20 protein-coding genes and 1 tRNA gene are annotated in these 21,967 nt (G+C 66.4%); 15 read left to right on the top strand and 6 right to left on the bottom strand.

Going from position 1 to position 21,967, the window contains the following annotated elements; all coding sequences use genetic code 11:
* Positions 1-146 precede the first annotated feature (146 nt).
* Positions 147-1,130 (top strand): calcium/sodium antiporter, encoded by a 984-nt coding sequence (locus P2G67_RS07185; protein ID WP_275821484.1) that lies wholly within the window; start codon positions 147-149, stop codon positions 1,128-1,130.
* 92 nt (positions 1,131-1,222) lie between these two features.
* Positions 1,223-1,396 carry a hypothetical protein gene (locus P2G67_RS07190; RefSeq protein WP_275821486.1) on the top strand — a complete coding sequence of 58 codons (174 nt, stop codon included), beginning with the start codon at positions 1,223-1,225 and terminating at the stop codon, positions 1,394-1,396.
* A gap of 66 nt (positions 1,397-1,462) precedes the next feature.
* Here P2G67_RS07190 and nirK read toward each other — a convergent pair whose 3' ends face one another.
* Positions 1,463-2,623 carry a copper-containing nitrite reductase gene (gene nirK, locus P2G67_RS07195; protein ID WP_275821488.1) on the bottom strand — a complete coding sequence of 387 codons (1,161 nt, stop codon included), beginning with the start codon at positions 2,621-2,623 and terminating at the stop codon, positions 1,463-1,465.
* A gap of 273 nt (positions 2,624-2,896) precedes the next feature.
* On the opposite strand from nirK, the gene P2G67_RS07200 reads away from it, so the two are divergent.
* Positions 2,897-3,412 carry an adenine phosphoribosyltransferase gene (locus tag P2G67_RS07200; RefSeq protein WP_275821490.1) on the top strand — a complete coding sequence of 172 codons (516 nt, stop codon included), beginning with the start codon at positions 2,897-2,899 and terminating at the stop codon, positions 3,410-3,412.
* 185 nt (positions 3,413-3,597) lie between these two features.
* Positions 3,598-5,640, top strand: coding sequence for a sensor histidine kinase (locus P2G67_RS07205; RefSeq protein WP_275821493.1), 2,043 nt, complete (start codon positions 3,598-3,600; stop codon positions 5,638-5,640).
* Positions 5,641-5,804: 164 nt separating this feature from the next.
* Here the strand turns inward: P2G67_RS07205 and P2G67_RS07210 are convergent, their stop codons facing one another.
* Positions 5,805-7,052: an amidase gene (locus P2G67_RS07210; protein WP_275821495.1), complete on the bottom strand. Its 1,248-nt coding sequence runs from the start codon at positions 7,050-7,052 to the stop codon at positions 5,805-5,807.
* Complete coding sequence (locus tag P2G67_RS07215) at positions 7,052-7,432, bottom strand: hypothetical protein (RefSeq protein WP_275821497.1); 381 nt, start codon at positions 7,430-7,432, stop codon at positions 7,052-7,054. Before P2G67_RS07215 ends, P2G67_RS07210 begins: the two co-directional genes overlap by 1 nt.
* A gap of 168 nt (positions 7,433-7,600) precedes the next feature.
* Here P2G67_RS07215 and P2G67_RS07220 point away from each other — a divergent pair, with 168 nt between their 5' ends.
* The 4 genes from P2G67_RS07220 to P2G67_RS07235 all read left to right on the top strand — a co-directional run bounded on the left by P2G67_RS07220 (position 7,601) and on the right by P2G67_RS07235 (position 11,031).
* The gene (locus P2G67_RS07220) at positions 7,601-9,031 is read left to right on the top strand and encodes an amidase (protein WP_275821499.1); all 1,431 of its coding nucleotides are present in this window, start codon (positions 7,601-7,603) and stop codon (positions 9,029-9,031) included.
* 129 nt (positions 9,032-9,160) lie between these two features.
* Positions 9,161-9,236 (top strand) — tRNA-Glu (locus tag P2G67_RS07225).
* 383 nt (positions 9,237-9,619) lie between these two features.
* Positions 9,620-10,219, top strand: coding sequence for a class I SAM-dependent methyltransferase (locus P2G67_RS07230; protein ID WP_275821501.1), 600 nt, complete (start codon positions 9,620-9,622; stop codon positions 10,217-10,219).
* 188 nt (positions 10,220-10,407) lie between these two features.
* Positions 10,408-11,031 carry an FMN-binding negative transcriptional regulator gene (locus tag P2G67_RS07235; RefSeq protein WP_275821503.1) on the top strand — a complete coding sequence of 208 codons (624 nt, stop codon included), beginning with the start codon at positions 10,408-10,410 and terminating at the stop codon, positions 11,029-11,031.
* 38 nt (positions 11,032-11,069) lie between these two features.
* On the opposite strand, the gene P2G67_RS07240 is transcribed toward P2G67_RS07235, so the two are convergent.
* Positions 11,070-11,456 (bottom strand): PilZ domain-containing protein, encoded by a 387-nt coding sequence (locus P2G67_RS07240; protein WP_275821505.1) that lies wholly within the window; start codon positions 11,454-11,456, stop codon positions 11,070-11,072.
* A gap of 270 nt (positions 11,457-11,726) precedes the next feature.
* Between P2G67_RS07240 and P2G67_RS07245 the strand changes: the two genes are divergently transcribed.
* The 5 genes from P2G67_RS07245 to P2G67_RS07265 all read left to right on the top strand — a co-directional run bounded on the left by P2G67_RS07245 (position 11,727) and on the right by P2G67_RS07265 (position 17,455).
* The gene (locus P2G67_RS07245; RefSeq protein WP_275821507.1) at positions 11,727-12,485 is read left to right on the top strand and encodes a hypothetical protein; all 759 of its coding nucleotides are present in this window, start codon (positions 11,727-11,729) and stop codon (positions 12,483-12,485) included.
* Positions 12,485-16,048: a hypothetical protein gene (locus P2G67_RS07250; protein WP_275821508.1), complete on the top strand. Its 3,564-nt coding sequence runs from the start codon at positions 12,485-12,487 to the stop codon at positions 16,046-16,048. The genes P2G67_RS07245 and P2G67_RS07250 overlap by 1 nt, the downstream gene beginning before the upstream one ends.
* 139 nt (positions 16,049-16,187) lie before the next feature.
* Complete coding sequence (locus tag P2G67_RS07255) at positions 16,188-16,508, top strand: hypothetical protein (RefSeq protein ID WP_275821510.1); 321 nt, start codon at positions 16,188-16,190, stop codon at positions 16,506-16,508.
* A 10-nt stretch (positions 16,509-16,518) separates the two neighbouring features.
* Complete coding sequence (locus P2G67_RS07260; RefSeq protein ID WP_275821512.1) at positions 16,519-16,698, top strand: hypothetical protein; 180 nt, start codon at positions 16,519-16,521, stop codon at positions 16,696-16,698.
* 79 nt (positions 16,699-16,777) lie between these two features.
* Positions 16,778-17,455 (top strand): RraA family protein, encoded by a 678-nt coding sequence (locus tag P2G67_RS07265; RefSeq protein WP_275821514.1) that lies wholly within the window; start codon positions 16,778-16,780, stop codon positions 17,453-17,455.
* A gap of 27 nt (positions 17,456-17,482) precedes the next feature.
* On the opposite strand, the gene P2G67_RS07270 is transcribed toward P2G67_RS07265, so the two are convergent.
* Positions 17,483-18,199 carry a GNAT family N-acetyltransferase gene (locus tag P2G67_RS07270; RefSeq protein WP_275821516.1) on the bottom strand — a complete coding sequence of 239 codons (717 nt, stop codon included), beginning with the start codon at positions 18,197-18,199 and terminating at the stop codon, positions 17,483-17,485.
* A 115-nt stretch (positions 18,200-18,314) separates the two neighbouring features.
* On the bottom strand, positions 18,315-18,662 hold the full coding sequence (gene arsC, locus P2G67_RS07275; RefSeq protein ID WP_275821518.1) for an arsenate reductase (glutaredoxin): 348 nt from the start codon (positions 18,660-18,662) through the stop codon (positions 18,315-18,317).
* A 125-nt stretch (positions 18,663-18,787) separates the two neighbouring features.
* Between arsC and P2G67_RS07280 the strand changes: the two genes are divergently transcribed.
* Both P2G67_RS07280 and scpA read left to right on the top strand, forming a co-directional pair.
* Positions 18,788-19,684, top strand: a complete 897-nt coding sequence (locus P2G67_RS07280; protein WP_275821520.1) for a TIGR01459 family HAD-type hydrolase — start codon at positions 18,788-18,790, stop codon at positions 19,682-19,684.
* A 123-nt stretch (positions 19,685-19,807) separates the two neighbouring features.
* Positions 19,808-21,964, top strand: a complete 2,157-nt coding sequence (gene scpA / locus P2G67_RS07285) for a methylmalonyl-CoA mutase (RefSeq protein WP_275821522.1) — start codon at positions 19,808-19,810, stop codon at positions 21,962-21,964.
* The last annotated feature ends 3 nt before the right edge of the window (positions 21,965-21,967 follow it).

Raw genomic sequence — 21,967 nt, forward strand, 5'->3', positions numbered from 1 at the left:
CAGAGAGGACCGCCGACCTCCATAGCCCCGCCGAGGCTGCAGGGTAAGGCGAGCGCAGTAATGAAGCACGGCGCGGCTTGGCTGCTTCAGAACATCAAACCCGGTTGTTAGAGGTCCTCAGCTGTCTCATGCAACTGGGGGTCGCCATGCTCGAGATCTGGTTGCCGCTGCTCGGAGGCCTGATCCTCCTCATTGCCGGTGGCGAGCTGCTGGTCCGCGGCTCGGTGCAGGTCGCAGCCGCTCTGGGCGTATCACCGCTGGTGATCGGCCTGACCCTGGTCGGCTTCGGCACCTCGACACCGGAACTCGTCACCTCGGTGCAGGCGGCGCTCATTGCCGCCCCCGGCATCGCCTATGGCAACATCGTCGGCTCGAACATCGCCAACATCCTGCTGATCGTCGGCCTGGCCTCCCTGCTCAGCCCGATTGCCGTCGCCTCCAGGGCGCTCAAGCGCGATGCGCTCTTCATGGTCCTGGTCGCCCTGGTCTTTGCCGGGCTGGCGGCGGTCCTGCCGATGGGCCGGGTGATCGGCGCCGGGCTGGTGGCCGCGTTGATCGCCTATGTCTATCTCGCCTTCCGGCAGGAGCGAATGCTGGCAACCGCGGGTCACACGGCGGTGTTTGATAAGAGCCAGGCTTTGCAGGGAGCGGATAGCGCCCTGACGCCGCCTGCACGTGCCCATGGCTCCTTGGCGCTCTCCGTGGTTATCGCTCTGGCGGGGCTGGCACTGGTCGTGCTGGGCGGCACCTTTCTCGTCGAGGGCGCGATCTCGCTGGCGCGGGGATTTGCCATCTCCGAAGCCGTGATCGGCCTGACCATCGTTGCTGTCGGCACTTCCATGCCAGAGCTTGTCACTTCCGTGGTGGCGGGCCTGAAGCGCCAGGGGGACGTGGTCTTCGGCAATATCGTTGGCTCGAACATCTACAACCTGCTGGGAATCGGTGGGGCGACAGCGCTTATCGCGCGCAGCCGGGTGCCGGCCGAAATCGTCGCGTTCGACAATTTGGTGATGGTGGGCGTCACCCTGGTGCTCGTGCTCTTTGCCTGGAGCGGGCGGCGGATCGCGCGCTGGGAAGGGGCGCTGCTGCTCGCCGGTTATGGCCTCTATATCTTCGTGCTCTGGCCGTGAATCGCCGCATAACCGGGGGGAGCCGGAATGCAAACGTGGTAGGGTCCGGTCGAATCGAGTCTCACGCCGGTGACCTTGTCCATGAACCTGCCATGCAGCAGCTGAACCGCATCCTCCAGATCTTCCTGTTTCACCTGACGCGCCGGATCGTCAATCGGCTGCCCATGGCGCTGGTGATCGTTCTGACCGTATTGGTGATCGCGCTGATGTTGGCGCTGCCCCATCTTTCTGACTGGGGCATCTCGCTGGGGCCTCTGACCCAGTAGAAGAGCAGTAGCCAGAGGGGACGCCGCGTCGGCGCCCCCTCACGCCCCCCTTATCCCCTGAAATCGCTACTCCAGCTCGGCGAAGATTTCGGGATTCTCCTCGCCTTCCACATCCAGCCAGCCGGCCAGGCCGCGCTCGACGCGGGAGAGGGAATGGTCCACCAGGACGTAGCGCCCGGGCACTTCCAGATCCATTTCGACGATGGTGGCGCCGCCGGCTGGCACCAGCACGGTCTGCACGTCCTCCTGCGGCGGCGAGGTGACCGATCCGTTCACGTAGACCCGGTCGAAGATTTCGCCGATCACGTGGAAGGAGGAGACGAAGTTCGGTCCGCCCACGCCGAAGTAGATGCGCACCGTCTCTCCCACATTGGCCTTCATCGGGAAGTGCTCGGTCAGCGCGCCGACGTGACCATTGAGGAAAAAGTATTCGGGGCGTTCCTCAAGCATCTTGTCATAATCTTCGGTGAGCAGGCCGCTAGAGCCGAAGCGCTCGTGGGTGTAGAGCTCTCCTTGCATGACGTAGAATTCGCGATCCACCGGCGGCAGGCCCTCCTCCGGTTCCACCAGAATGAGCCCGTACATGCCGTTGGCGATGTGCAGGGCCACCGGTGGCACCGCGCAGTGATAAACATAGAGCCCGGGCTTCAGCGCCTTGAAGCGGAAGGATTTTTCCTCACCCGGAAAGCATGTCGTCGCCTCTGCGCCGCCGCCGGGGCCGGTGCAGGCGTGGAAGTCCACGTTGTGTGGCATCCAACTGTCCTCGGCGTTGCGCAGCGTCACCTCGACCGTGTCGCCGACCCGCACCCGCACGAAGGGCCCTGGCACCGTGCCGTTGAAGGTCCAGTAGCGGAAGGTGGCGCGTCCGTCGAGATTGGCTTCCTTTTCGATGGTCTCCAGTTCCACGCGCACCGTCTGGGGTTCGCGCCGGTCCAGCGGAGACGGCAGGCTTGCGGGGTCGTGGGCGACATCGTCGGCGACGCGCTCCGGCATGGAATAGGCCCGCTGGCTGAGGCTGCCGCTCGGACCCGGCGTCGACGTTGATCCCGCTGCGCCGGTGCCATGCTCGTGATCGGCCCGGACCTTGCCCGCCAGGGCAAGTGAGCCGAGCGTCAGGCCGGCGGAGCCAGCCAGCAAACCACGGCGGGAGATGCGACCGGTTTCTTCGGGAGTCTCACCTGTCTTCGCGTTCGCGTCCGCGTTTGGTCGTTTCGGTGCGTCGGTCATGGGACACTCACCTTACTGCTGTGAAGAGTTGCGGCTTCGAGCCAGGCATCGCGGCAAATGTTGTTCCTCTAGGAGCGGACCGCGGGGAGTAATGCCCACAAATTACTTGCATTTATGGATCGAAGCACATGTAGCAAGGTAGCGCATTGCTGATTCCATGCAAGCTTTCCTCAGATCCTACGCATTCTTCTCGTGCCACGTTGTCCCTGCCTGTGGCTGTCGCTATAGAAAGCGCCCGGTGCAGCAGCTGCTCCCAGAGGAAAGGGCAACCCCATGGATCTGAAGGACCACATTCGCACGATACCGGACTTCCCGAAACCGGGGATCCTTTTCTACGACATCTCGACACTGTTGATGCATCCCCAGGCCTGGCGCACCACCGTCGAGCGGCTTGGAGAGGTGATCGCGCCCTACAAGCCTGATCTGCTGGTGGGCATCGAATCCCGTGGCTTTCTCACTGCTGCGCCCCTGGCGCTGCATCTGGACCTAGGCTTCTTCATGGTGCGCAAGCGCGGCAAGCTGCCGGGCGATACGCTGAGCTACTCCTACGGCCTTGAGTATGGCAGCGACACCATCGAGATCCAGGCCGATGCGGTGCAGCCTGGACAGCGGGTGGTGGTGCTGGATGATTTGCTCGCCACGGGTGGGACCATGGCGGCCGCCGTCCACCTGCTGCAGCGTGCCGGCGCGGAGGTCTGCGCTGCGGCCTGCATCGTAGAGTTGAACTTTCTCGGCGGCCGCGACAAGCTGCCGGTGCCGGCCCATTCCCTCCTGACCTACGACGCCTGACTCCCCCTGGTCCCCGTTTGGGCTCGTTAGAATACCACTAAAGTATATCCATAATCCTCTGGCGCATCGGTCCGTGCAAAGGCTAGAATGCACCCCATTGGGGGTGAGTCGAACATTGGGCTGTGCGCATGCTGTCGGCCGCAGTTTCGACTGTGCCGCGAGCCGGCAGATGAGGGTAGAGGACCTTGCCGCATACACCGGAAGAAGCCGAGCGCAGGGAACGCGCCCTGGCACTGCTATTGTGCGACGCCACCAAGGGGCGTTCGCCCTACGAAATCGTCTGCGAGGCTCTGAGCCAGTTGCTCGGCTATCGCTGGATCGGCGTGGCGCGGCTCAAGTCGTCGAGCCAGGCGGTTCAAGTGGTCGCCCTTCGATCGGATGGCGTGCAAGTCTCGCCCTTCGATGTTTGCCTGGAGGGCAACCCCTGTTCGGAGGTCTATGGCGGCACGAGCCACTGCTACTGGCCTGAAGGCGTGGCAGCCGCCTTTCCGGAATGTTCGCAGTTGACGAAGTGCGGAGCGGAAGCCTTCGTGGCCCACGCCTTGCGCCGCCATGATGGCCGGCGCATCGGACATATCTTTGCGGTCGATGATCGGCCCGACAGCCCACACCTGCGCCATCGCGACCTGCTGGAGTTGATGGCGAAGTGGTTGAGCACGGAGATCCAGCGCCGCGAGGCGGTGGAGGCACGCGACTCCTCCGATCGGCTGTTGCAGGTCTTCTTCGATCACATGGCCGAAGCGGTGCTGGTGGTGAACGGTGCGGCTCGCATCATGGCCTACAACCGGCGTCTGCAAGAACTCTTCGAGTTGCCGGCCAGCCTGCTCGACGGCGGTGATCTTCCGGCGCTGCTGGAGTTCCGCGCCCGCCGCGGCGATTACGGGCCGGGCGATCCCGAGGTGGAGGTGCGCAAGCGCTACAATCTGCTGATGGGTGGCGCTCCGCTCGTCTACGAGCGGTCACTGCCAAATGGCCGCCTCTTAGAGGTTCGCATCAATCCCCTGCCCGAAGGCGGTTTTGTCGGCAGCATCGCCGAGGTGAGTGACCGCCGCCGGGTGGAGGCGGCCTTGCGCGAGAGCGAGCACCGCTACCGCCTGATCACCGAGATGACCTCGGATCTGGTCTTTTCCTACGTCCTCAGGGATGGCCGGCTGGACCCGGAGTGGATGGTAGGCTCGCTGCTGGCGCGCCGGTTGGGGGGAGGCCCTCGGCTCAACCTCGAAGAGCTGGTGCATGACGACGACTTGCCCCTGCTGTACGGGGTTCGCCGGCGCCTGCTGGCCGGCCAAGGCAGCACCGAGGAACTGCGCCTGCGTGTGGCCAAGGGCACTGCGGTGATGTGGGCGCGGCTCATCGTCCGTCCGCAGGTGGACCCCCTCACCGGGGAGACGGAGCGCGTTTACGGAGCCCTGCAGGACATCACCGAGCGCAAGCTCGCGGAGGTGGAACTGCTCCAGGCCATGCACGCGACCGAACTGGCCAATCGCACCAAGAGCGAATTCTTGGCCAACATGAGCCACGAGCTGCGCACACCCCTCAACGCCATCATCGGCTTTGCCGAACTCATGGCGGCCGAGATTGCCGGCCCCCTGGGCGCGGCGCGCTATCAGGAGTACGTGGAGGACATCCGCCAGAGCGGCGTACATTTGCTGGGCATCATCAACGACATCCTCGATGTCTCCAAGGCCGAAGCGGGCAAGCTCACCCTTGACGTGAAGTCCGTCTCGCTGCTCCCGATTGTCGAGGCCTCGCTGCGATTGGTGCGCCCACGCGCCGAGGCGTCTGGCGTGGAGCTGCTCGCGGACCTGCCGACCAGCGTGCCGCCAGTGCTGGTCGATCCCCTGCGCCTGCAGCAGGTCCTGCTCAACCTTTTGAGCAACGCGGTCAAGTTCACGCCGCGCAGCGGACGGGTTACCTTGAGCATCAGTGTCGGGCCCAAAACCGGGGCGATCCTGGAAATCCGCGACACCGGTATAGGAATGGATGCCGGCGAGCTTCAGCAAGCGTTGCAGCCCTTTATCCAACTGCATCCCGGCTTCGGTTTTGGTCAGCAGGGCACCGGCCTCGGCCTGCCGCTCACCAGCACCCTGGTGGAACTGCATGGTGGCCGCCTGACTCTGCAAAGCGAGCGCGGGCAGGGCACCCTGGCCCGTGTGTGGCTGCCTCCGGACCGGGTGAACCACCGGGCACAGGCCGCGGAGCCGGAAGCGCAAACCGAAGCGGAGTGAGGGAGCACCCGTAACTGCGAGGAGGCCGTCAGCGGGCACGCCCCTACCTCGTCATTGCGAGGAGGCCGTCAGGCCGACGCGGCAATCTAGGGCCACAGGCTGCAGCCCTGGATTGCCGCGCTCCTGCTGGTCGCTCGCAATGACGGTGTAGAGGGGGCGTCGCGCTACTCCGGCGTTGCCACCACCTTGCGGGCGAAAGCAAGCAGCGCCCGGTCAGCGCCGGCCGGGGCAATCAGCCCGATCCCGAGCGGGCAGCCGTCGACACGGCCCAGTGGCAGGCTGATCTGCGGTAGGCCGGCGTGGCCGGCAAGGCTGGTAATAGCCAAGACCGTGGCGCGATGGGCACGCAGAGCCGGAAGGTCGGCGTTCAGGAAGGGCGCGGCGTCGGGAGCGCTGGGCAAGAGCAGCAGGCCATCGTCGCCCAGCAGGTTCGTCAGGCGCTCCGTCAGTCGGCTGCGCGCGGCCTGCGCCTCGACCTCCTCGTCGGCGGTCAGGGTGGCAGTCCAGGCCAGGCGCTCGGCGATCTCGGTCTCGAAGTCCGGTTGCTCCGCCGCCAGCCATGCGCCGTGGTGCTTGTGGATTTCGCGACCCTGCAGCACGCGGAAGCAGTCTCCCCAGAAGGTCAATCCCTCCGGATCACCAGGGCGCAGGCTCTCCGGCGGCGACAGCAGGCGCGCCAGGCGGGTCTCGGCCTCGCGCAGGCAGGCCTGGCCCGCGGGCACAGCCCGCTCCACCGCATCCTGGGCCAGCAGCAGGCGGCGGAAGGTGAAGGACTGGCTGTCCTCGCCCAGCAGCACGCCGCCGACCTGCTCCAGGGTCTCGGCGTCGCGTGCGAACCAGCCCACCGTGTCGAAGCTGGTCGCCAGCGGTGTTACGCCGGTGAGCGGGATGCGGTCGTGGGTCGGACGCAGACCGAAGAGGCCACAATAGGAGGCCGGCACGCGGATCGAGCCGCCCGTGTCGCTGCCCAGCGCCGCATCGCAGAGCCCGCCGGCCACCGCCGAAGCTGAGCCGCAGGAGGAGCCGCCGCAGGTGCGCCCCGGCGCTTCGGGGTTCGCGGGAGCGCCGTAGTGCTTGTTCCGGCCGCTGAGGCTGTAGGCCATTTCGTCGGTGATCGTCTTGCCCACCACCGCGGCCCCGGCGCGCAGCAGGCGGATCACCGCTTCGGCATGGGCCTCGGCCGGCGGATGGCTGCGGGCCCAGTCGGGGTTGCCGCTGCCGGTCACCAATCCCTCGGTGTCGAAGATGTCCTTCACCGCGACGGTGAGGCCGTTGAGCGGGCCGATGCCCAGGGGCGGCAGCTGCAGCCGCGGGCCGGGCAGGAAGGCGCCCAACGGGTCGCGGGCCTGGTCGAAACCGTCGCCGTTCGTACGAGTCGATCGGGGCGGTGTCTGGGAGGGTGTTTCGGACATCAGGTGCGAATCTCCTCGGGGCTGTCGTCTGAACCGTCGGTGTCGTCCCCGTCTTGCTCGTTCTCCTCCTCGCGATTTAGGCGAGGAATGACGATATCACCATTCTCCTCGATCCGCGGCAGGCCGTACTGCGGCACGGAACTCAGAAAACCGCGCAAGGCACGCAGCAGCAGTTCCACCCCTTCGCGTGCCATTTCTTCCGGGGCGTTTTCGGATGTGCCGCTCTCGGGTTCGATCGCTCCTGGCGGCTCTTCCTCCTGCGCCAGGACCGGCGCAGTGGCAAGGCTGCTCGCAAGCAGCGCCATCGCAATAGGCGGCATCAGCCGCGAGACGACTGACAGCGGTGCTGTGCGTCGGGTTGTGCCGTGGTGCCGTTTCATCCCGGGTTCCTCCTGCTCTCGCGCATTCTGCCCCCCTTGCGCCCGGCATGCCAGGGTGTCGGCCGGGCGGGCGTCCTCCATCGGCTTGCGCGCAATCCATGGCTTTTGCACCGCCGCCATCCGCTATAGTCTGGCCGGCAAACAAGACCAAGCAGGGAAAATCGCCTTATGTCGGATGCCGCCCGCAGCCAGGATCCCGCCCTTCTCTCGGCCACGGAACTGCTCTCCCACTACGCTGCCGGCACGCTCTCGCCGGTCGAGGCCACCGAGGCCGCGTTCAAAGCCATCGAACGCCACGACTCTACGCTCAATGCCTTCTGCCTGCTCGATCGCGAAGGCGCGCTGGCCGCCGCGCGCGAGAGCGAGGCGCGCTGGCAGGCCGGCAGGCCGCAAGGGCGTCTGGACGGTGTGCCGACCTCGGTGAAGGATCTGCTGGTGACCAAGGGCTGGCCGACCCGGCGCGGCTCGCGCACCACCGACGATACGCCGTCGCAAGAGGACGCGCCCAGCGTCGGCAACCTGCGCCGCCACGGCGCCGTGCTGATCGGCAAGACCACCACGCCGGAGTTCGGCTGGAAGGGCGTTACCGACAATCCGCTGACCGGCATCACCCGCAACCCCTGGAACCCGGCCATGACGCCGGGCGGCTCCAGCGGCGGCGCTGGGGCGGCCGCTGCGATGGGCATGGGCGCGCTGCACTTCGGCACCGATGGGGGCGGCTCGATCCGCATGCCCTGCGGCTTCTGCGGCATCCCTGGTATCAAGCAGAGCTTCGGGCGGGTCTCGGCCCATCCGCTCAGTCCTTTTGCCTCGGTGTCGCACGTGGGGCCCATGACCCGCACGGTGGCGGACAGTGCGCTGATGCTCACCGTCATGGCCGGTCCGGACCCGCGCGACCCCTACAGCCTGCCGGCAAGCGACGAGGACTTTACGCTGGGGCTCGATGGTGGGGTGAAGGGCCTGCGTATCGCCTACAGCCCCGATCTTGGCATGAACACCAAGGTGAAGGTCGATCCGGAGATCGCCACCTTGGTGGCGGCGGCGGTGCAGCGCTTCAGTGACCTGGGGGCGCAGGTGGAGGAGGTAGACCTCTCCTACCTGCCGGATCCGACCTGGGCCTTCCGGGTGACCTGGTACTCGGGCGCGGGACGTCTGCTCTCGAAGATCCCGTCGGAAAAGCAGGAGCTCATGGACCCTGGCCTGCGCGAGATCGCCGCCGAGGGCGACAGCTACTCCCTGCGCGGGTTCCAGGAATCGGTCTCCCAGCGCGAGGCCTACTCCATCGCCATGGCGAGGTTCCATCAGGACTATGACCTGCTGCTGACCCCAGGCCTGCCGATCCCGGCTTTCGAGGCCGGCCGCGAGTGGCCCGAGGGCGCAGACGTCGAGCGCTGGTGCGACTGGTCGCCCTTCACTTGGCCGTTCAATCTGACCGGCCAGCCCGCGGCCAGCGTGCCCTGTGGCCTCACGGCCGCCGGCTTGCCAGCTGCCTTGCAGATCGTCGGGCCACGCCACGCCGATGCTCTGGTCCTGCGCGCCGCCCACGCCTTCGAACAGGCTGCGCCCTTCGCGCTGCCGCCGGGTGCCGGGAGCCTCTGAGGCTCGTCTTCTTGGCCGCCTCATTTGGGCCAGGGAAAAACGCACCGACAGCAGAAAAGCGGGCCGCTACCCCTTGTGCAGCGGCCCGCCATTGGTTATATCCCGGCCCTGGCCACGCCAAGCGCTTGCGTCCCCTTCGTCTAGTGGCCTAGGACGCCGGCCTCTCACGCCGGTAACAGGGGTTCAAATCCCCTAGGGGACGCCATTCTACAAGCTGGCGCTTTTAGCCTTTCCGCGAGAACTCGTCCTCGCGTGATTGTGTACACTTCAGTGTATTCCTGCGCGGCATGGCTATGGCGCAGAGGCCCTTGGTCTAATCTTGAAAACGCATCTCCGGCTGATCTCGTGGCTTGCCTGTGGCTTCGCCACCGCGACCTGATTCTCTCTGGAACTTGGCTGGAGTCTTCGTCGCGTCATCCGCGCGTCATCTCCACGCCTGACTGTTCCTTCTCTTGCAGCGAACATCATGATCGGACTCAATAGTCTTCGATACAGTTGCAGGTGTCTTGTTGTCCCGCTTTTGGCGTAGATCTCTGCTTCTGAGGTCTCCAAGGTTGAATTACTTTATATTATATTGGGAATAGATGTGTGCCACACTCGCTAATCAAGCGCAGTCGGGTTGTTTTGCCTGAGTTTATTGCCCGCCGCCTGGAGAGGGATTATTACAAGGATCTGAAACTGGGGCTCACGGGCAAGAAGGATCCGCGCGAGCGTTTGGAAGCGATTCTGCCTCTCGTGCAGCGGGCGGCCGGCCGCTCCGTCCTGGATCTGGGATGCGCCGAAGGCCTGATGCTGCAGCCTTTTCTTGCCAACGGAGCGCGCTTTGTCCACGGGGTGGACGAGAGCGCGCGGCGCATTCAGTCGGCCCGAAGGCGGGTGGGCTCCGGGAATAGCCGTTTCGACGTGGTCGACTTGAACTTCCCGGCGAACATTCGAGACCGAAGGATCTTCCGCGAAAGCTACAACATCGTCCTCTTCCTTGGCATCTATCAGCACCTTGATAAGCATGTCCGCGAGCGATCTCTGTCCCTCGCCCTGTCGATGGCGTCCGAATGGTTCGCCATTCGCTGCCCCCGCCCGCTGTTCGACGGCGCGATGAGGCTGATCACGAACCAGGGCTTCGCCATAGAGGACTGTATCTCCGGAGGCGGAAACGGCAGGCTCGCGATCTGCAAGCGGATGGAATAGACACGAAGCCGTGCCTGCCCGCTGGAGACGGCACTGGCGCGATCAGCAGCAGCGACATTCTGGCGGCAGTCTCCATCTTGTGTGGCGTCTCGATTGGTTCCTGCACATTGCCGAAACCGGACGTTTTCCTTGGACCGCTTTCGCTGCCAAAGTCCCGGCGAGCAGGATCGGATTCCAAGAGGTAGAACATGTACACGCCACCGGCTTTCCGCGACGAGGATGTCGAGAGTCTCCGGGCCACCATCCGCGCGTCGCGCCTGGCCCACTTCGTCACGGCCACCACCGAGGGACCGCTTGCCACGCCCCTGCCGCTGTTTCTCGATGCGCGCGAAGGGGAGCGGGGCGTGATCTACGGCCACCTCTCGAAGGCAAACCCGCAGTGGCGGCAGCCGCCGCAGGGCGAGGCCTTGGCGATGTTCATGGGGCCGGATGCCTATGTGACGCCCTCCTGGTACGCGACGAAGCGCGAGACCGGCAAGGTGGTACCGACCTGGAACTACGTGGCGGTCCACGCCTATGGCCCGGTGGAGTTCTTCGATGATCCCGAACGCCTGCAAGAGGTGGTCACGCGCCTGACCGATCTGCAGGAAGGCACGCGTCGGGATCCTTGGGCCGTGTCCGACGCGCCCGAAGACTTCATCAAGGCACAGCTGCGTGGCATCGTCGGCCTGCGCATGCCGATCACCCGCCTGGAGGGCAAGCGCAAGCTGAGCCAGAACCGCAGCGCCGCGGATCGTGCGGGCGTGGCGGCCGGTTTGGCCGAGAGCGAGGATCCCGCCGATCGCGCGCTCGCCGAACTGATCCCTAGGTAGCTGCGCTCCGGTGCGTCGTGCTCACTGGGAAGGGTGGGTCAGTCTTCCCCGGTGAGCTGGCGGATGCGCGCTTCCAGCGACTTTACGGTCGCTTCCAGTGCGGCGACCCGGGCGTGGAGTAGGTCGATTTCGCCAGGCGCCCTTGTGGCCTCGGCGAGAGTCTTCCCGAATTCAACTCCCACGTTGTATCCGCGTTTCCAGACGACGCGCACACGGCGTGTGACCTGGAGCTTGGGAATGGAAAGCTGAAACTGTTCAGGCAGAGTCTCGATCATCTCTAACTGAATCAGCGCTCCGTGTTGCGATATGTTGCGGATGATCGCACTCAGCGGCGGTTCGTCAGGGCGAAGAGTGAGCTGCGCCGAGAGCAGAGTTTGGCGGCGCTCTGAGCGTCGATCCTCCTCGGACTGACCGATGCCGCTCATGTTACCTCCTTTAACCTTCTTCTTGTTGGAATAGCGCTCGGGTGCCGGTGTCTCGTGACCAGCACGATCATGACATATCCGGCTTGCGAGGCAATGACTTAGCATCCGATGCCTTGTGTGATCGCCCCTGCCCCTTCGAACGCAGGGGGCGACGGGGGTAGGCCTTTGCTAGCCTGCTTGAAAATCGCTTGCCCTCCCGGATGCATTTGCTTTCGGCCGAGGCCTGCGTGTTCGAGTTCTGAGCAAACGATCAAGGAGGCCATGGTCCCAATGATGCGACGCCCGCTACTCTCCTCGTCCTGCGTTTTCGCCGCTGCACTGTTGGTCGGTCCGGCCCCGGCTCAGGACATGAATATCCCCGACTTCGAGGCGCCTGACGAGGTGGAGATCCTCGGCCATGTCAGGGCCACGCTGGACGGCGAGGATCGGGAGTGGGTGACCATCTACGGCATCGCCGGCGGTGAGGCGGGGGGCAGCGCTACCTGGAGCAGCGGCCTGCCGGGGGGACTGCCCGGCGGCTCGCAGGACGATGCCTTTGCCCAGATGCAGGAAGGGGGGGGCCTGTCGCCGGAGCAGCAGGCCATGCTGGAGATGATGCAGGAACGCCTGGCGCACCAGCGCGCGGCCCTGCTGCAAACGATCGACGTCTCCATCGCCGGCCACGACCCGGCCAGCGACAAGCTGCTGACCGAAGGCGTGCTCTCCTTGCAGCCCCAACTCGTCGGGGGCCCGGAGGAGTGGCAGGCCAATCTCGGTACTCCGATGTCGGCCGAGATACTCTATGTGATCGAGAGCAATCGCGGCATGCCGGCGGTCTTCTACACCACGGATACCGACATGAATGCCCTTGGCGAGATCACCTTCACGGACCTGAGCTTTGAGGAGCCTTTCGGGACTGCGGTCGGAAGCTTCAACGCGCGCCTCTGTCGTGTGGAGATGCCGAGCATGATGGAGGTCAACTCCTTTCCGGATGACTGTCTCGAGGTCGACGGCAGCTTTGAGACGGAGCTCTTCGCGGAACGCTACTGATGCGTCCCGGCCTGGCGGCAGGGTTGCTCGGCGCGCTGCTGCTGGCGGCCACCGCTGTACAGGCACAGCGCGCAACCCTGCCGCTCTCGCCGGAAGCCCTGGAGGACGCCCCGAAACCGCCGGCTATGGGCCTGCCAGAGATGGACCTCGAGTCCCTCGGCGGCATATTCCAAGCAATCGAGGACATTGCCGGTGGTGAGTGGGCCGGTGGTGAGTGGGCCGGTGGCGAGTGGATCGAGACGCCCGAGTACGACGATTGGCGCCTGTTCATCAACGAGCAGGCGGAAGGTGCCGTCCTGCCGCCCCTGATCACCATTCCCGTGGTCTGGGGGTGGCGGGCGCACGGCGACTGGTCCTCCGAGCACAGCGGGCAGGCCCAGCTCACCGGCATCGTCTTCCGTGATCGGGTGCAGCTGATCGCGCCCCTGCGGGCCGAGGGCTTCGACTTCCCGCACCTCTTCTGGTCGACCGTTTCGCACAAGAGCCCCGACATCTTCCACGCGCCCTTCTATCACTCTGAAGGTCGGGGCGGCACCGGGCTGGAGGCGATCAGCGACAACCTCTTTGCCAGCGAGCGCTTCCAGAACATCCCGCGCGAGCGGCTGCATGCCGGCACCTTCGAGTCCCTGACCGGTGAGACGATCTTCGAGGGGCCGGAAACGCGGGTGGACAGCGGGCGCGTGCGGGTCGATCAGAGGCACGCCGCCGGTCCGGCCATCCAGTTTACGGCCTACGTCTCGGAGTATGAGGACGGGCCGGGCGTCACCCCGCAGCCCACCGGCCGGAGGGCCGAGATCAGCGGCTACATCTGTCCCATCGAAGTCTGGGAAGCGGTGCCGGACTTCTGCCAGCCGGGCTTGAAGGTGGATGCGGTACAGCCGCCGCCGGGGCGCGAGAACGTCAACTACCATGACCCGAGCATCGCGGTGACCTTCAGCGAGCCCGTCGACCCGGAGTCGCTGGAGAAGGGCTTTAGGCTCTACACCCGGGCAGCTGACGGCGAAGAACTGGAAGTGGAGGGTCGCTGGGAGCAGGGCGATGGGCCGACCAACTATCGTTTCGAGGCCACGGGGGGCTTCGAGATGCGCTCGGGGATCGTCATGGCGGCGCGCATTGCCGGGGGCGAGGAGGGGGTGACGACCGTCGATGGGGAGCGCTGGCTGCAGCAGGATGAGCCCTGGCGCTTCTCCACCCTGCTCAACATGGCGAAGGAAGACAATCCGCAGGATTTCTCCGGGCGGCTCCACAGCTTTCAGGTGGTGCGCGACGCGCCGCTGACCCGGGACAAGCCCAGCCTGACCCGGCTTTATCTCGATTGGCAACTCCACGACGATATCGACGAGAACTGGCAGCCGCGCAGCTATCCCACGCGCCTGAAGATCACGCCGGACCACCCCCGTCTGGTGGGGCAGTACGGCATCCTGCCGCGCGAGTCGCCGGATATGGTGCGGATCTGGCGAGATGAGGAGTTCGGCGAGGAGCGGCGGCGGCTTGCCGAGAACACGGTCAACTTCTTCGGCTGGAAGCCCGAGCGCGGCACGCGCGAGATCGTGGTCAGCGCGCGCGCCCACGAGCCCTTTCCGTCTGCCAGCACTGCCGAAGAGGGGCGGGTCGACACCTCGGTCGAGGTCTGGCGCCATGATCCGGCACCGCACACCCTGCATTTCACCGCGGCGATGGTCGGAAGCTGGCGCGAGGGCATCCCCCAGGGACAGTGGCGGCGCATGCTGGCGACGCTGGATGCGGCGCGGGTCATGGCGCCGCAGTTCTTCCCCTATCGCTCGGTGCACGCGCGCTCGGCCAGTTTCATCCTGCTGGAGGACGTGGCGCGGATGGAAGCGGACGACCTGCGCAGCTTTGAGGTGAAAGACCTGGTCTTTGGCACCCAGCCGGTCGAGGGAGAGGCGTCGGGCAGCCTTTTGCACGACGCGCTGGAGAACGATGCGGTCATGCGTCTGCTGGGCTGGGACGAGGTGATCCCCGACCATGAGCGCCGTCGCGGCACAGCGAATGAGGAACACGCCGCCGACTTCGCCGAGCAGATCCGCAACCTGATGGTGGCCTTCCTGGTGCAGCTCGACCGCCTGTCCCGGACCATGTCGCCCAACGACACTTTCCTCGTCTTCGTGCCGACCGATTTCATGGATGCCCTGGGTGTCGGCGTGGGGTCCATGGTGCGACAGAAGAACGATCCCGGAATCTTCGTGGTCCCCGGCATGCGCGCCGCCCTGGTCGCCATCGGGGACGAGTACTGGCTCGGGGTGGATGAGATGGCCCAGGCCCTTCTGCACGAACTGGGCCATGAGCACGGCTTGGCCCACAATCCCGGCGATGCCGATCGCATCCCCCCAGGCATGAAGTACGTCTCACCGATCGAAATCGAGGCCTGGCGCATGGACCCGGGCGGGCTTTCGGGCTTCAACAAGTCTTCCGACGAGGGCAATGGCGAGCACCCGCAGGTCCTGGTGCCAATGATGTGGCCCTACATAATCCCGACGCGCGAAATGTCCATGACCGACGCCGAGTACCGCACTCTGCTCCGCTCGATCGAGGGGGGCACCGATGCCGTGCGTTTCGGGTCGGCGCCGCTCGAGCCCTATCGTGTGGCGGCTGCCCCCGAGAGCAGCCTGGTGGACCTGGCGCCGGCGCCGGCCGAGCGCCTCGTGCTGCGCGGGCGCATTGCTGCTGATGGGGAGACGGCCGAGATCACCTCCCTGGAACTGAGCGCGGCGCCGCAGCCGGCCAACGCAGAGGGCCCCTATCGCGCGCAGCTGCTAAATGCGCGGGGCGCGACCTTGGCGGAGGCTTCCTTCGAGCTCTACGACCTGCTCGACGCCGAGGGCTGGGATGAAGATCGGCTACCGGAAACATTGACACGCCGGTTCAGCGTGAGCCTGCCCTGGCGCAGCGCTGCTGCGGAGTTGGTGGTAAGCACCGGCGAGCGCGAGCTGCTCCACCTCGAAGCGCCGATTGAGGCACCGCGTTTCGTCGTGCCCCCGCAGGTTCTGGCTGAGGACTCCGATGCGCTGTTCGTTGGCTGGCGCATGCAGGACCCCGACCTGACCTACGACCTCGCCTACAGCCCCAACGGCACAGCGCCCTGGCACGGGATTGCCGTCCGGCAGCAGGGCAATGCTGCCTTGCTGCCGCGTGCCCTGCTGGAACCAGGGTCGGCGCCGACGCTTCGGGTCACGGTGCATGACGGCCTGCGTTTTGAGCGCGCCAAGCTGTCACTTGTCGAGAGCCTGGTGCCCGAGATCCACCTGGAGTCGCTGCCGGACGGTGAGGCCGTGGCCGAAGGAGTGCCGCTCACTCTGGCCTACACCGCGCCGCTCAGCCTCCAGGAACTCGAGAGCGGATTGCGGCTGGTCGATGCGGAAGGGAAGCCGGTGGCTGCACGCTTCTACGCCAACCCCGCCGCGCAACGGGCCAGTCTCTTTCTGCCGGCCGTGCAGGCGGTGGCCGGGCCTCTGACCTTGGAACTGGCACTGGAGCTGGGGCATCTGATCGGACCTGACGGTGAGGCCGCGACGCGAGTGACCCTGCCGATGCGCGGCGAGTAGCTCGGTTCCTTCGGCAGGGAATGCACGCCGCGACTCTTTGTCGCCCGTAGTTGCGAGGGACTCGCAACATGCCTCCTGACTCACCATATGATCGGTTAAGGCCGCGTTGGCGGCCCCTCGTTAGAAGGAGACCGAGACCATGTGGATGATCTATCCCGTCGCCGGCCCCGATGATGCCCGGTGGCAGGGCCGCCCGGTGTGGGAGCGTGTCGTGGTCGAGGCCGAGACGCCGGCCTTGGCTCGCCTGCGTGCCGCCGCCCTGGAGCGCCCGGCCAATGAGGTTCGCCTCGGCAACGAGTCTCTGCGCTTCCACAGCGCCTTCGAGGACGAGAAGCTCTATTGGGTGCGTCCCCTGGGCGCCGTCGAGGCGGCGGCTTGCCGCGGTGAGGCCCCGGACCCGCCGCTTGCCGGTGTGGTGGCCGCGCTGCCGCGCCGGAACCAGGCGGATCTGGATGGATAGGAGAAGAACAATGAGTATCTGGACTGATTCTGCAGCAGCGCGCCCCGTTTACCAGACCGACCGGCAGGATCGCCTGGAATCCGGCCGCCTGGAGCCCGTGAACTGCTTCAGCCTGGCGAACTGGGAGAACGAGGGCGGCGCCGTGCCGCTGCCGGAACCTGCGCGGACCGAGCAACCAGCCATCGGTTAAGACCTGCTGCCCGTTGCAGGCGCGGCGCGCCCCTCCCATACTCGGCCCAGCGAAGCGAGCAACCAGGGGAGGATAGGCGATGCCGGCGTCACAGGCGCTTTTGGAGACCATTCGCAGCAAGCTGTTCAGTGCGGTGATCGGCGATGTGCTGGACAGCCGCGGATACCACCATCAGTTCCTGCCGCCGGAGATCCGGCCGCTCACCCCCGAGATGGTGGTGGTGGGTCGGGCCATGACCGTGCTGGAGGCCGACTGCACCGGGGACCGGATGGGCCATAGCGGCGAGGCGGCGGCCTTCGGCCTGATGTTCAAGGCGCTGGACGAGCTGCAGGCCGACGAGGTCTATCTCGCCACCGGTGGCTCGCCCGACTATGCCTTCTGGGGCGAGATGATGAGCACCCGCGCCCGGGTGCTGGGGGCCGCCGGTGCGGTGCTGAACGGGCCCCACCGTGACACCGCCGGCGTGCTGGAGCAGGGCCTGCCGGTCTTCTCCGTCGGCGCCTTCGCCCAGGACCAGCGCATGCGCGGCCGGGTGATCGACTACCGCTGCCCCATCGAGTTTCCCAACCGCACCCGGGTCGAGCCGGGCGACATCGTCGTGGGCGACCGCGACGGCGTGGTGATCATTCCCAGTGCCGTGGAAGCGGAGATCGTGGAACTCGCCCTGGCCAAGGTTGCCGGGGAGCAGGACGTGCAGCGTATGCTGGAAGAAGGTGTGAGCACCCAGGAGGTCTTCCGGCGCACCGGCATCATGTAAGGCGGATCGACGGGCCGTGCGGCCCGATCACGGGGCGGCGCGGCAGTCCGCAAGACTGCGCCGCTGCCGCCCCTCCGCGTCGAAGTTGGCGGGATCGAGCCAGGCTTCGAAGCCGGCTTTAACGGCGGGCCAGTCCCGGTCGATGATGGCGAACCAGGCAGTGTCGCGGTTGCGCTGCTTGTAGACCGTGGCCTGCCGGAAGGTGCCCTCGTAGACGAAACCGAGCCGCTCCGCCGCGCGGCGGGAGGGGGCGTTCAGCGCATCGCACTTCCACTCGTAGCGGCGATAGCCCAGTTCCTCGAAGACCCGGCGCATCATCAGGTACATGGCCTCGCTCGCCAGGCGGCTGCGCTGCAGCGCCGGAGCGAAGTTGATGTGGCCCACCTCGATCACCCCCACCTCCGGCTGCAGCCTGAGATAGCTGGCCACGCCGACCGCCCGTCCGCTCTCGCCGTCCAGGATGGCGTGGAAGAAGGGGTCGCTGCCCCCGGCGGCCGTCTCCAGCCAGGCGCGATAGGCGCGTTCCTCGGCAAAAGGGCCGATGGGCAGGTAGGTCCAGTTGCGCCCCTCGCGGTCGGCGGCATTGGCGGCGAAGAGCTCGGCAGCGTGGCGTGCGGGCTCGAGCGGCTCGACCCGTCCGTAGCGCCCGACCATGGGGCTGCGCGGCGGCAGCGGGCGGGGCGCCCAGTCGGGCAGGGGTTCGCCAATGGGCTGGTCGAGGGCGTTGAGGCGCGGGGAGGGCATGGCGGGTCCGGTCGGGTGGAAGAGGCTTCCCCACCCTTAACCTTCCGATCACCCAGGCAACAGAGCCACTTACCGTGCGCGGGCGGCGCCAAAGCAAGCGGGGAGGGCCTGCGGGTTACAGGACCGAGAGAACCTGTTCCGGCGGCCGGCCGATGGCGGCGCCCTTGGGGCCGACGACGATGGGCCGTTCGATCAGGATGGGGTGCGCGACCATAGCGGCGATGATCTCCGCTTCGCCCTTGCCCGGATCGTCGAGGCCGAGCTCCTTGTAGGGCGCTTCCTTGCGCCGCAGCAGGTCGCGGGCTTGCATGCCCAGCAGCGAGAGCAGGTGCGTCAGCGTTTCCGCATCCGGCGGCGTGCGCAGGTACTCTACCACACGCGGTTCCACCCCTTGCTCTTCCAGCAGCTTGAGGGTCTGCCGCGATTTGCTGCAGCGTGGATTGTGGTAGATCGTGACAGGCATGGTCCGGACTCCCCCTTCGGGCGGTTAGCTAGCCCGCTTTGCGCGTCTGGCGCAAGGGCGACCTGCCTCCCGGTGCCGGCAAAGCGGCTTTTCGGATGGGGCAGGCTGTGGCAGAAGAGCGGCCCATGAGCCAGACCGAAACCACTGCGGGCCGGCCGGTCGTTCTTGACGGCTTTGCCTCCCTCGCCGAGCGCTATGACGCGCTGATCTGTGACCTCTGGGGCGTGCTGCACGACGGCGTCGTCGCCTTTCCCCACGCGCTGGACTGCCTGGAGCAGTTGCACAGCCGGGGCACGCGCATCGTCATCCTCTCCAACGCCCCGCGCCGTGCCGCCGAAGTCGAGGCGCGCATGAACGAACTGGGCATCGCACCGCGCTTCTATGACAAGGTGCAGTCCTCGGGCGAGGACACCTGGCAGCATCTGGCCAAACGCCCCGACGCCTTCTATCGGGACCTGGGGCGCCGCTGTTTCCACTTCGGTCCCGACCGCGACCGGGGCATGCGCGAGGGTCTGGACCTGGATTTCGTCGAGGAGCTGGAAGCGGCCGATTTCGTGCTGAACACCGGCGCGCACATGGCCGAGGACACCATCGACACCTACGGCAAGGAACTGGAAGCCGCGGCGGCGCTCGGTCTGCCGATGATCTGCGCCAACCCCGATCTGGAAGTGATCCGCGGCGGCAACCGCGAGATCTGCGCTGGGGCCCTGGCGGCGCACTACGAGGCGCTGGGTGCGCCCGTGCGCTATCACGGCAAACCGCACCGCTCGATCTACGAGACCTGCTTCGCCGCGCTGCCGGACGTGCCGCGCGAGCGCATCGCGGCGGTGGGGGATTCCCTGCGCACGGACATCGCCGGCGCGCAAGGGGCCGGCATCGACGGGGTGCTGGTTGCCGGTGGCATTCACGCCGAAAGCCTGGGCATCCGCGAAGGCGACATGCCCGATGCGGAGAAGCTCGCGCGCCTCTTCGCCGCGGACGAGCAGCAGCCCGTGGCCACTCTGCCGGTCTTTCGCTGGTAGGGGAGGCTCAGGGCTTCCAGCCGGAGGCCGGGGAGCGATCCCGGGCGGCCGCGCGTTGGACAGGCGGGGCCACAAGGATTTAAATGCCTGCAAGACTGCAGATTCCTCAAGACGGGTAGGACCATGGCCGATTTTCCAAAGCGGAGCCTCGACGACTGGAAGGAACTGGCAGGCAAGGAGCTAAAGGGCGGCGACCCGGACAGCCTCGTCTGGCACACGCCCGAGGGCATCGCGGTCAAGCCGCTCTATACGGCGGCCGACCTGGAAGCCATGCAGTTCGAGCCGGGGCTTCCCGGCTTCGAGCCCTTCATGCGCGGGCCGCGAGCCACGATGTACAGCGTGCGGCCCTGGACGCTCAGGCAGTATGCCGGCTTTTCCACCGCTGAAGAGTCCAACGCCTTCTACCGCGCCAATCTGAAGGCGGGGCAGAAGGGACTGTCGGTTGCCTTCGATCTCGCCACCCACCGTGGCTATGACAGCGACCATCCCCGCGTCGTCGGCGACGTGGGCAAGGCCGGCGTGGCCATCGATTCCGTCGAGGACATGAAGGTGCTCTTCGACGGCATCCCGCTCGACGAGATGTCGGTCTCCATGACCATGAACGGGGCGGTGCTGCCGGTGCTGGCCGGCTACATCGTCGCCGCCGAGGAGCAGGGCGTGCCGCCGGAGAAACTGAGCGGCACGATCCAGAACGACATCCTCAAGGAGTTCATGGTCCGCAACACCTATATCTACCCGCCCGAGCCTTCGATGCGGATCGTCGCCGACATCATCGAGTACACGGCGCAGAAGATGCCGCGTTTCAACTCGATCTCGATCAGCGGCTATCACATGCAGGAGGCCGGCGCGACCGCGGTGCAGGAGCTGGCCTTCACCCTGGCCGACGGGCTGGAGTACGTGCGCGCGGCGACCTCCAAGGGCCTGAAGGTGGATGCCTTCGCGCCGCGGCTGTCCTTCTTCTTCGCCATCGGCATGAACTTCTTCATGGAGGTGGCAAAGCTGCGCGCCGCGCGCCTGCTCTGGGCCCACTATATGAAGGACCTCTTCGGCGCCGAGAACCCGCGCTCGCTGATGCTGCGCACCCACTGCCAGACGTCGGGCGTCAGCCTGGCGGAGCAGGATCCCTACAACAACGTGATCCGCACCACGGTCGAGGCGCTGGCCGCGGTGCTGGGCGGCACCCAGTCGCTGCACACCAATGCGCTCGACGAAGCGGTTGCCCTGCCCACGCCCTTCTCGGCGCGCATCGCCCGCAACACCCAGCTGATTCTCGCCGAGGAAACCGGCATTACCAATGTGGTCGACCCGCTCGGCGGCAGCTATTACGTCGAGAGCCTGACCTCTTCGCTGGCTCAGGAAGCCTGCAAGCTCATCAAGGAGGTGGAGGAGCTTGGCGGCATGACCAAGGCGGTCGAGAGCGGCATGCCGAAAATGCGCATCGAGGAGTCCGCCGCCCGCCGCCAGGCTCGCATCGACCGGGGCGAGGAGACCATCGTCGGCGTCAACAGGTACCGCCCGGAATCCCGGGACGAGGTCGAGATTCTCGACATCGACAACCGCAAGGTCCTGTCGCAGCAGATGGAGCGCCTCAACAAGCTCCGTGCCGAGCGCGACGGGGAGGCGGTGCGCATTGCGCTCGACCGCCTGTCGGAGGCGGCCGAGAACAAGAGCGGCAACCTGCTGGAACTGGCGGTGGAGGCGACCCGCCACCGCGCAACAGTCGGGGAGATTTCCGATGCTCTGGAACGGGTCTTCACCCGGCACCGCGCCGTGATCCGCTCGATCTCCGGCGTCTACGGTGCGGCCTGGGAAGGCGACGAGGGCTTCAAGCGCATTCAGGACGAGGTCGAGGCCTTCGCCAAGGAAGAGGGGCGGCGCCCGCGCATGCTCGTGGTCAAGCTCGGACAGGACGGCCATGACCGCGGCGCCAAGGTGATCGCCACCGCCTTTGCCGACATCGGCTTCGACGTGGACGTGGGCCCGCTCTTCCAGACGCCGGAAGAGGCGGCGCGCCAGGCGCTCGAGAACGACGTCCACCTGATCGGCGTTTCCAGCCAGGCGGCCGGGCACAAGACCTTGGTGCCGGCCCTGGTCGAGGCGCTGCGGGCAGAGGGGGCGGGCGAGATCCTGGTGGTCTGCGGCGGCGTCATCCCGCCCCAGGACTATGCCTTCCTGCAGGAGCAGGGCGTGGCGGCGGTCTACGGCCCCGGGACCAACATTCCCCAAGCGGCCCATGAGATTCTCGAGATGATCAGCAAGGCTCAGGGCGGGGCCGAGTAGCGT

It is taken from the genome of Aquibaculum arenosum (assembly GCF_029222965.1).
GTDB lineage: Bacteria > Pseudomonadota > Alphaproteobacteria > Kiloniellales > DSM-21159 > Aquibaculum > Aquibaculum arenosum.

Bases quoted from the DNA above. Each gene is read 5' to 3' on its own strand.
- P2G67_RS07185 (WP_275821484.1), top strand. From the start codon at position 147: ATGCTCGAGATCTGGTTGCCGCTGCTCGGAGGCCTGATCCTCCTCATT.
- P2G67_RS07190 (WP_275821486.1), top strand. From the start codon at position 1,223: ATGCAGCAGCTGAACCGCATCCTCCAGATCTTCCTGTTTCACCTGACG.
- nirK (WP_275821488.1), bottom strand. From the start codon at position 2,623: ATGACCGACGCACCGAAACGACCAAACGCGGACGCGAACGCGAAGACA.
- P2G67_RS07200 (WP_275821490.1), top strand. From the start codon at position 2,897: ATGGATCTGAAGGACCACATTCGCACGATACCGGACTTCCCGAAACCG.
- P2G67_RS07210 (WP_275821495.1), bottom strand. From the start codon at position 7,052: ATGTCCGAAACACCCTCCCAGACACCGCCCCGATCGACTCGTACGAAC.
- P2G67_RS07215 (WP_275821497.1), bottom strand. From the start codon at position 7,432: ATGAAACGGCACCACGGCACAACCCGACGCACAGCACCGCTGTCAGTC.
- P2G67_RS07220 (WP_275821499.1), top strand. From the start codon at position 7,601: ATGTCGGATGCCGCCCGCAGCCAGGATCCCGCCCTTCTCTCGGCCACG.
- P2G67_RS07235 (WP_275821503.1), top strand. From the start codon at position 10,408: ATGTACACGCCACCGGCTTTCCGCGACGAGGATGTCGAGAGTCTCCGG.
- P2G67_RS07240 (WP_275821505.1), bottom strand. From the start codon at position 11,456: ATGAGCGGCATCGGTCAGTCCGAGGAGGATCGACGCTCAGAGCGCCGC.
- P2G67_RS07245 (WP_275821507.1), top strand. From the start codon at position 11,727: ATGATGCGACGCCCGCTACTCTCCTCGTCCTGCGTTTTCGCCGCTGCA.
- P2G67_RS07250 (WP_275821508.1), top strand. From the start codon at position 12,485: ATGCGTCCCGGCCTGGCGGCAGGGTTGCTCGGCGCGCTGCTGCTGGCG.
- P2G67_RS07255 (WP_275821510.1), top strand. From the start codon at position 16,188: ATGTGGATGATCTATCCCGTCGCCGGCCCCGATGATGCCCGGTGGCAG.
- P2G67_RS07260 (WP_275821512.1), top strand. From the start codon at position 16,519: ATGAGTATCTGGACTGATTCTGCAGCAGCGCGCCCCGTTTACCAGACC.
- P2G67_RS07265 (WP_275821514.1), top strand. From the start codon at position 16,778: ATGCCGGCGTCACAGGCGCTTTTGGAGACCATTCGCAGCAAGCTGTTC.
- P2G67_RS07270 (WP_275821516.1), bottom strand. From the start codon at position 18,199: ATGCCCTCCCCGCGCCTCAACGCCCTCGACCAGCCCATTGGCGAACCC.
- arsC (WP_275821518.1), bottom strand. From the start codon at position 18,662: ATGCCTGTCACGATCTACCACAATCCACGCTGCAGCAAATCGCGGCAG.
- P2G67_RS07280 (WP_275821520.1), top strand. From the start codon at position 18,788: ATGAGCCAGACCGAAACCACTGCGGGCCGGCCGGTCGTTCTTGACGGC.
- scpA (WP_275821522.1), top strand. From the start codon at position 19,808: ATGGCCGATTTTCCAAAGCGGAGCCTCGACGACTGGAAGGAACTGGCA.